Source organism: Erwinia typographi (assembly GCF_000773975.1).
Taxonomy (GTDB): domain Bacteria; phylum Pseudomonadota; class Gammaproteobacteria; order Enterobacterales; family Enterobacteriaceae; genus Erwinia; species Erwinia typographi.
In genome coordinates, this window is record NZ_JRUQ01000104.1 from 1 (window position 1) to 7413 (window position 7413).

Below are 7413 nucleotides of genomic sequence, written 5' to 3' on the forward strand. Positions count from 1 at the left end.
GACCGAGAGCAGAGACCGAGCACAGAGACCAACAACCATTCAGCAAGGAATAATTATGATCTCAAACATTGGTGCAAAGCTGATGCCGCTGATTAACAGCGCAACAGTTTTTTTTGGCTTTTTGCAAAACAATCAGCTCTTGCTGGCGTTATTCGCGGGACTGACATTGCCTTTTATTATTTTCCTCGAAAGAGGGGAAAGACAAAACGCACCAATATGGCTGCGCATTATTATCTTTTTTTCTTTATTAAGTTTTGTTTTTGGCACACTCTCCCCCCTCACATCTTATTACCTTCGGTTCATCTATCCAGACAGCGTTGAAGTCAGAACCCCCGCCGCACTGTGGGCCACGCTTCTGACATTCACGGCAACCGGTATTGTTTTTCACTATATCGCGCGCAGGCTTCTTTCGCCGGAAATAGACAGACTGAAACAGAAACTGAAGAAAAAAACCAGTCTGGAACGCAACACACGTACCGATGTACGCGAGGTCAAAGCGTTGTTACCCAAGACGGAACACTATAACCCCTCCGATTTTATCGATCTCAGTAAAGGGATCTTTGTCGGACTGGATGAACAGCACACCCCAATGTACATTCCGGTCTCAGACTGGCAGAAACAACACGCTGCTATTATCGGCACAACAGGTGCCGGTAAAGGTGTTGCCACCGGCCTGTTACTGACACAAAGCATCCTTGCTGGCGAAGGTGCATTTATTCTTGACCCAAAAAATGATGAATGGGCACCGCATCTGTTCAGAAAAGCCTGCGTGGACGCAGGCAAGCCGTTCGCGCTCATTGACCTGAACAAACCGGAATATCAGCTGAACCTGATAGCCAACATCACCGCTGACCAACTGGAAGAACTTTTTATTGCAGGCTTCAGCCTGGCTGAAAAAGGCGAGGCGGCCGATTTTTATCGCATCGATGACAGACGAGCAGCCCGCGCTGCCGCGCAACTGATTAAAGGTAACCCGAACGCCACTATCCGTGATCTGTTCAACAGCGAGTACGTACAGGGAATCGCTGAAACCATTAAAGGCTTTTTCGGGAAAATAGAAGAACTGGCGCTGCTTAATGCGATTAACGCAGCGGAAGGGTTCGATCTGAAAACGATTTTTGACGAGGGCGGTTGCTGCTATGTTATCGGTTCTCTGCGCAACAGCAAGGTGATAATGACGCAGCGCATGATTTTAGTGCGCCTGCTCCAGTTGGCAGAGACACGCGACCGCGTTGCCAGCACGCCCCGGCCAATTTCAATTTTCCTCGACGAGCTGAAATATCACCTGTCCCGCCCCGCACTTGAAGGTCTGGGGGCTGCGCGTGATAAAGGTGTACATATTCAGATGGCATTCCAAGCGATTGACGATTTACGCGACTGTCCCGCCGATTTAAACGGTGATGCCGTTGTGGGTGCCGTGGTCGAGAACGCCAAATTCAAACTGGTTTATAAACTCCAGAATCCAGAAACCGCCGAATGGGTGGCGAAAATGTCCGGCACCATTCTGGTTGACGACGAGAGCCGCAAGGCGAAAACCAGCAGGGTACTGACGGAAATTATCGACGACGAACGTACCATTCGCCAGGCAGAACGCTATTACATCGACAGCAACATGTTGCTGAATCTGCCCCCGTTCGTCAGTTTTATTTTCACGGCAACCGCCCTGCCCCGCGCCGCGCTTATTTCACCAATCAAGGTGAAAAAGCAGCCGCTGCAAATCTACAGCGTTGTTCCTGAAAACCCGGTTGAGATGAAAAAACCGCTGGATTTCTCCGATGAGCCTGCACCGGAAAAACCAGCTGAGCCGGTAGCCGTGACAATAAAAAAAGAGGCTCCCTCCCCTACCCCGGCGTTTGATTTTGAGGACGAATAATCATGCTGATGACTGACGACTCGGCGCGTAAAACGCGCAATAACGAAAAAATAACTCAGTTGCTTAATTTTCTGAAAGAGGAAACCTGGAGCGACCTGGCAACGATGAAACAGCTTTTCCAGTACCAGGCTGATCGCCCGCTGCACCGTCTTTTAGAAAAAGTCGAAGGAATGGGGTTAATCCAGAAACACGTATTTAAATCCCGACTCGGTAACCTGGCGCTGTGGGGCATAACTCAGGACGGGATCGCCGTGGTGATTAATCCAGATGATAAGGTATTTCCTTCACGCTTTGAGCCGTCAAAGCTGAAAGGCTGGAATATCGATCATCACCTCGATAACCAGCTGGTTCGCCTGATCCTGGAACAAAAAGGCGCAACTGACTGGATCAACGGTGACCGTAGCAACTTTTTGAGCCGGTTTAACGTAAGGCATCGCCCGGACGGACTGATTACCCTGCCGAACGGCAGACAGATCGCCATTGAGACAGAGCGCAGCCTGAAAACCAAAGCACGCTATCAGCAGATTATCGCCAGTCACTTAAAGGCCCGTACCGAAAGCCAGTGGTTTTACGTTTTCTACATCGTCCCGGACGATCAGAAAAAGCGGGCGCTGCTACTGCTGTTCGACACGATTAAGCACGTTATTGAAAACAATCAGCATGTGACACTGGAAGCGAAACACCGCAATGTGTTTCGCTTCTACACAATGGACGAACTGAAAAGACTGGAGCTAACAAATTATGCGTAATTCGCTGTTTCTTGCGCTGACCATCATTTTGACAGCCCCCGCGCTTGCTGACGCTGCGCCGGTGATTTCTGTGGGATTTTCTCCTTCTGAAAATCAAAGCGCCTTACTGGTCGTTTTGAGCGCCATAAATGGCGCAAAACGTAGTGTGGATGTTGCGGCTTACAGCTTTACCAGTAAGCCGGTGGCGGCGGCGTTAATCGCCGCCCAAAATCGGGGGGTATCTGTCCGGGTCGTCGCTGATGAAAAAGCCAATAGCAGCAGCTACACCGCCGTTACATTCCTGGCTAACCAGCATGTGCCGGTACGCTTCGATGCCCGGTACGCAATCATGCACAATAAATTTATGGTGATTGACGGTGACACAGTGCAAACCGGCTCGTTCAATTACACCGCCAGCGCGGCGAACGGCCGCAACGCTGAAAATGTGTTACTGGTAAAGAATGCGCCCACTCTGGCGGCCACCTACCAGACTGAATTTAACCGACTGTGGAATGAGTCCGGTCAACAGACCAGCCGTTACAGTGAAAAGCACAAGGGATCAGGCTGGCCGGTTATCGATTTGCCCTATTTAAAACTGCTTCAGTGATTTTGACGTTGTTGGTCCCCGACATCGTCGCCGGCGACCATCGGCCAGTTGCTGCAGGCAGCTGGCGCCCATATTACGAAATGATATTTTTCATCAAGTTATATCTCTCCCCTCACCTTCCCATGACATTCAAAAAAATTGAAGCCCTGACTCACAGGGCTTTAATTTTTACAAAGTAGTAAGATAGCGATGTGCTTTAGAAGCGGCGCTGGCCGCCTGAAATATGAAACGCTTATCTCCCCGTAATGACTTCAGCCATGACGCGATATAGCTCTCATGCTGAACCTCGCCTTTAACACCTAAATCCGCCATCAGGAACGCGCTTCCCAGCTCAGCAATAAGTTCTTCGAAAGCATATCCCTCAGAACCAAAGCGCCCTTTCATATTCCGCGCCAGACGTCCTTTAGCGCCGCTCCAGTGCACCAGTTCATGCAGCCCGGTAGCATAAAAGTTAGCGGCATCCGCGAATAAATGGCGCTCAGGAAGGTAGATTTCATCTGTAGCTGGCTTAAAAAATGCATTCTGACCGCGTTCGGTGATCTTCGCGCCGGTGCGGATAAAAAGGGCTTCAACTTCCGGCAGCGGATCAAAAACCCCGGTCGGGGCTGTATCATCAACTTCTGCAAATTCCAGGCCGTCAATCTGCTGAACGTTGAACACGGTAAACGATTTCAGCATGGGGATTTTTTCGATCTGGCCGTCATCGGCTTCTTTTTCCAGCGTCTTATAAAAAATAGCCATTGTGCCGCGTTCGCCTTTCCGTACCTGGCCGCCAATGGCTTTTGCCTGGTTGTAGGTCATCCAGCGGGAATCCGTGAAACCTTGCTTAGCAGCACTGCACCATAACAGCATGATGTTAACGCCGCTGTAAGTGTCGTTTGTGGTGAAGTTAGACGGCAGGCCAGATACCGCACCGCATTTCTTCCACGGACACGCCCACGGCTTAACACCGGCTTCCAGGGCTTCAATAATGCTGTCAGTTACGGTCTGGTATATATCGGTTTTGACCTTAAAAAATTTCGTTTTTGTGGAGCCTGACTGCTCCAGCGGGGATACGCTGGTCGCCGCTGCGGAATTAGGGGCGCTTGTCTGGGTATGCAGGTTCATAGTCATGGTTCTTTCTCCGTCAGTGTGAATTTCGTCTTCGTATCGCCTGACGGTTCGATCCCCCGGAATCGTTCTGGTCAGCAAGGGCGCGCAGCGTTCATTTACCCTTGCGGACCAGGTTGTGACGGAGAACGATTACCGGAAGCTGATATGAAGAAGAAAGACGCACAGGAGAAAATGACGGCGCATACCCGGACTTAGCGCCCCTTATGCCGTGGTGGTGAAATGGTGTTGAAGTTGCGCCAGCGATGGCGGCCAAGAGAGGTGAGACAGTTTTACTGGCTCAATGCAAAGCACAACGTAGCGCCCGGACGTCCGCAATTGCCCACATACCCACAATCGAACCCTGAACGGCTTGCCCCGCCGTACAGGGCGCTCCCGTTCGCGAGGGTGGCTTGCTGGCCTCCCCGCTTCACTGGCTTTTTCTCATGTGGATATGTGGACAATGCTACTCAGGTTGTCACGCGGCTGAACGGGAAATTTGCTTTATGCCCAGCAGACGAAAGAAGAGATGTTTCTTTACCAGAAAACGGCTGATGTCGTCAGCGACATGGGCCAGAACAGAGATCATGAAACCGGCAACAAAAACATAACCGTTATCCTTCCATAACCCATCGCCCCAAAAATACAGCCAGATGCAGGTAAAAAACCAGAAGGCCCCGATAAAATTCCGGGTTAGGTAAAGCAAGGCGAAGAAAACAGCACAGCCAACTTCCAGCGCCCCGGCCAGCATAAGGCGTAACACGCCAAATCCGGCAATCGCTCCATTTTTCAATACAGATAACTGGTTATGCGTTCTTCGTTGCCGAATCTTTTTTTTCAGGCAGCCTTTATCTCTACCTTGTGGAAATTCATAGACTTTGTTTTTCATTTTTCCGTATCTCCATTACGGTGAGAGTAAAACACCAACGCATTAAAATAGTAAGTAAAGATACACACTATTTATATACTGCTGGCCTGCCAACTTTCGGACTGGTCTTTCTAACCTCGTCGAACAAGGCCCGCCGAGCCTCATCAGGCATACGTTCTAAGGCAATTAATGCAGAGCGAAATACATCCGCACGGCTGATTGATCCTTCCATTTGGAAATCTACAGATCGGCCTAAATCTTCTTCTGTCATAGTCAAGTTTATGCGCGTGACCCTTGATGCTGTCGCTGGTTTATGCGCGGCAGAGCTAACAAAATTTCTTAACGTGGTTTCTGTTACAGCTTCAGAAGCTGTGATTTTTTTTGGTAATTTAGCCATAATTGATCACCCAATTTAGTGTGTAACATTACACACTAAATTAAATTTATCTCCTGAAGCAACATTTCGATTTCCCCGCGCCCTTTATTGCCATTGTTATCCTGGTACTCATGAACCCCACGGCCTGAGTTATAAGCCTGCTTATAGGCTTTTCGCGCATGGATACGCTGACGGGTGACCGGAAGCCAATCGGGATCATCATTGAGCATTTGGCGAAGCTCAGTCGCGTCCTGATCCCGGGGGTCTGTAGAACACCGATTGAGAACAATCCAGGGATGCATAGTAGGGTTAAGGGAAGCCTGGGCTGTTTTTACATCGTTTACCATCTGGCTAAGCGTATTGATTTCAACTTGTGCGCCAGGCTCGATGAAAGTCAGCAGATAATCAGCACAGGTTAAAGCCTTGCGAAATTCAGCTGATTTTCTCCCCGGCGTATCAAGTAATACAAAATCAAAACGTGTAGCCAACTTACGGGCACGCTCTGCTATATCGGTGTAACACTCAAAATATTCCACGTCAGGGACGATATCTTGCTCCCGACGTTCAGCCAGCCAGTCTTTGATACTGTTCTGATCATCGCCTTCTAATACCGCGCATTTTTTCCCCTTACGCATCAGATAAACCAGGATCGAAACAAGAAGTGTAGATTTACCCACCCCACCTTTATGACTCCCAAACACCACTATTTTGCTCATATCACCCACCATCAAATAATGTGTAACTATACACACCTTTACCAAAAGAATACGAAATCCCTATACGAAGGTCAAGACAATTATAATGTGTATAATTACACACCATTAGCGAGAGGGGGGGGATGGGCTAAGTTTGTGAAAAGGGGGCCAGTTTGGATATAGATAATTATTGTACGGTAAACCTGTTTTTTGAACGGGCTTACCTGGCCTATTGGGAGCGAAGCTACAATATGACGACATTTGCAAAATTCACCTTCATTCAGTCGGTTAACGGCTGCGTTTTAATGTGTACGTAAATGATGTACGAAATTATTTATGTGTCCGAAAATCGTTTGGCTTAGTTTTGGACATGCAAAAATAGCCTGTCCCCAAAGGAACGATTTCGGATATCAGCAAATGTCGTGAAATTGCACGCTCGCTCCCATTGGGCCTACCTATGCCAATACGCCTTAATAATCAATTACGTTTTGTTTGTTAAAAAATCGCTACATGCCCTGTAAACTAATCCCACAATATCATGATGGATTAATGTATGGCGTTAAATGGGAAAATGTTACTGAACGGTGCTGATATCGCGCCACTTTCCTTTCCCGGAGTAGGCACGTTTATGGCGTTCACCGGTAATGGGGCTTATAAGAACCGGGGGGGATGTGGAAAATATTCAGGGAAAAAAGCGGGGGACGGCCCCATTCCTGAAGGGAACTACTGGATAGTGAGTCGTGGTAGTGGCGGTAAAATATCAAAGGCTATTGCCTGGGTAAAAGACACGTATAATCAACACGCCAGTGGCGCGGAGTTTAGCCGTGATGAATGGTTTGCGCTGTACCCGAACGACTGGAACATCGATGACACACTCTGGATAGAAGGTGTTAAGCGTGAACACTTCCGGTTGCATCCGGGCGTCCTGTCTGACGGCTGCATAACCCTTGTAAGCAATGCCGAGTTTCGCACACTGCGCAATGCGTTAATGGCGACCACGCAAATCGACGTGCCCTGCATGAAAGATTTAAAAGCATACGGCATGATCGAGGTGGTCAACAATGGCTATAACACTTGCCCGTAGGCTGGCGAAAACCATCTGGTTTCTGGCGCTGTTCTGGCTGGGGACTCGCTTGATCTACCCGGAGTCGTTCATAAGTCTGTACACCTCTGAGCG

The 7413-nt window shown here is 49.0% G+C and carries 8 protein-coding genes; 4 read left to right on the plus strand and 4 right to left on the minus strand.

Translation table 11 applies throughout. The annotated features are described in order from the left end of the window. Positions 1-52: 52 nt before the first annotated feature. The 3 genes from NG99_RS26115 to NG99_RS26125 are packed head-to-tail and all read left to right on the plus strand — an operon-like array spanning position 53 to position 3208. Positions 53-1873, plus strand: coding sequence for a type IV secretory system conjugative DNA transfer family protein (locus tag NG99_RS26115; RefSeq protein WP_084110644.1), 1821 nt, complete (start codon positions 53-55; stop codon positions 1871-1873). Between the two features lie 2 nt (positions 1874-1875). Then, positions 1876-2622, plus strand: a complete 747-nt coding sequence (gene mobC, locus NG99_RS26120; protein ID WP_034899536.1) for a MobC family replication-relaxation protein — start codon at positions 1876-1878, stop codon at positions 2620-2622. Next, entirely contained in the window at positions 2615-3208 is a 594-nt protein-coding gene (locus NG99_RS26125; RefSeq protein WP_084110645.1) for a phospholipase D family nuclease, read from the plus strand. The genes mobC and NG99_RS26125 overlap by 8 nt, the downstream gene beginning before the upstream one ends. A gap of 168 nt (positions 3209-3376) precedes the next feature. Here the strand turns inward: NG99_RS26125 and NG99_RS26130 are convergent, their stop codons facing one another. From NG99_RS26130 to NG99_RS26140, 4 genes are all read right to left on the minus strand, one after another. Then, positions 3377-4321 carry an ArdC family protein gene (locus tag NG99_RS26130; RefSeq protein ID WP_034899538.1) on the minus strand — a complete coding sequence of 315 codons (945 nt, stop codon included), beginning with the start codon at positions 4319-4321 and terminating at the stop codon, positions 3377-3379. 454 nt (positions 4322-4775) lie between these two features. Beyond that, entirely contained in the window at positions 4776-5186 is a 411-nt protein-coding gene (locus tag NG99_RS26135) for a hypothetical protein (protein ID WP_034899539.1), read from the minus strand. Positions 5187-5253: 67 nt separating this feature from the next. Continuing rightward, the gene (locus NG99_RS28680; RefSeq protein WP_072017685.1) at positions 5254-5562 is read right to left on the minus strand and encodes a hypothetical protein; all 309 of its coding nucleotides are present in this window, start codon (positions 5560-5562) and stop codon (positions 5254-5256) included. 35 nt (positions 5563-5597) lie between these two features. Next, a complete protein-coding gene (locus NG99_RS26140) occupies positions 5598-6257 on the minus strand; it encodes a ParA family protein (RefSeq protein ID WP_034899546.1) in 660 nt (219 codons plus the stop codon). A 532-nt stretch (positions 6258-6789) separates the two neighbouring features. Between NG99_RS26140 and NG99_RS26145 the strand changes: the two genes are divergently transcribed. Continuing rightward, positions 6790-7320, plus strand: coding sequence for a DUF2778 domain-containing protein (locus NG99_RS26145; protein WP_034899541.1), 531 nt, complete (start codon positions 6790-6792; stop codon positions 7318-7320). Positions 7321-7413: the final 93 nt, after the last annotated feature.

What these genes read in the sequence shown, in the direction of transcription:
- mobC (WP_034899536.1), top strand. Translation starts at nt 1,876, where the DNA reads ATGCTGATGACTGACGACTCGGCGCGTAAAACGCGCAATAACGAAAAA.
- NG99_RS26125 (WP_084110645.1), top strand. Translation starts at nt 2,615, where the DNA reads ATGCGTAATTCGCTGTTTCTTGCGCTGACCATCATTTTGACAGCCCCC.
- NG99_RS26130 (WP_034899538.1), bottom strand. Translation starts at nt 4,321, where the DNA reads ATGACTATGAACCTGCATACCCAGACAAGCGCCCCTAATTCCGCAGCG.
- NG99_RS26135 (WP_034899539.1), bottom strand. Translation starts at nt 5,186, where the DNA reads ATGAAAAACAAAGTCTATGAATTTCCACAAGGTAGAGATAAAGGCTGC.
- NG99_RS28680 (WP_072017685.1), bottom strand. Translation starts at nt 5,562, where the DNA reads ATGGCTAAATTACCAAAAAAAATCACAGCTTCTGAAGCTGTAACAGAA.
- NG99_RS26140 (WP_034899546.1), bottom strand. Translation starts at nt 6,257, where the DNA reads ATGAGCAAAATAGTGGTGTTTGGGAGTCATAAAGGTGGGGTGGGTAAA.
- NG99_RS26145 (WP_034899541.1), top strand. Translation starts at nt 6,790, where the DNA reads ATGGCGTTAAATGGGAAAATGTTACTGAACGGTGCTGATATCGCGCCA.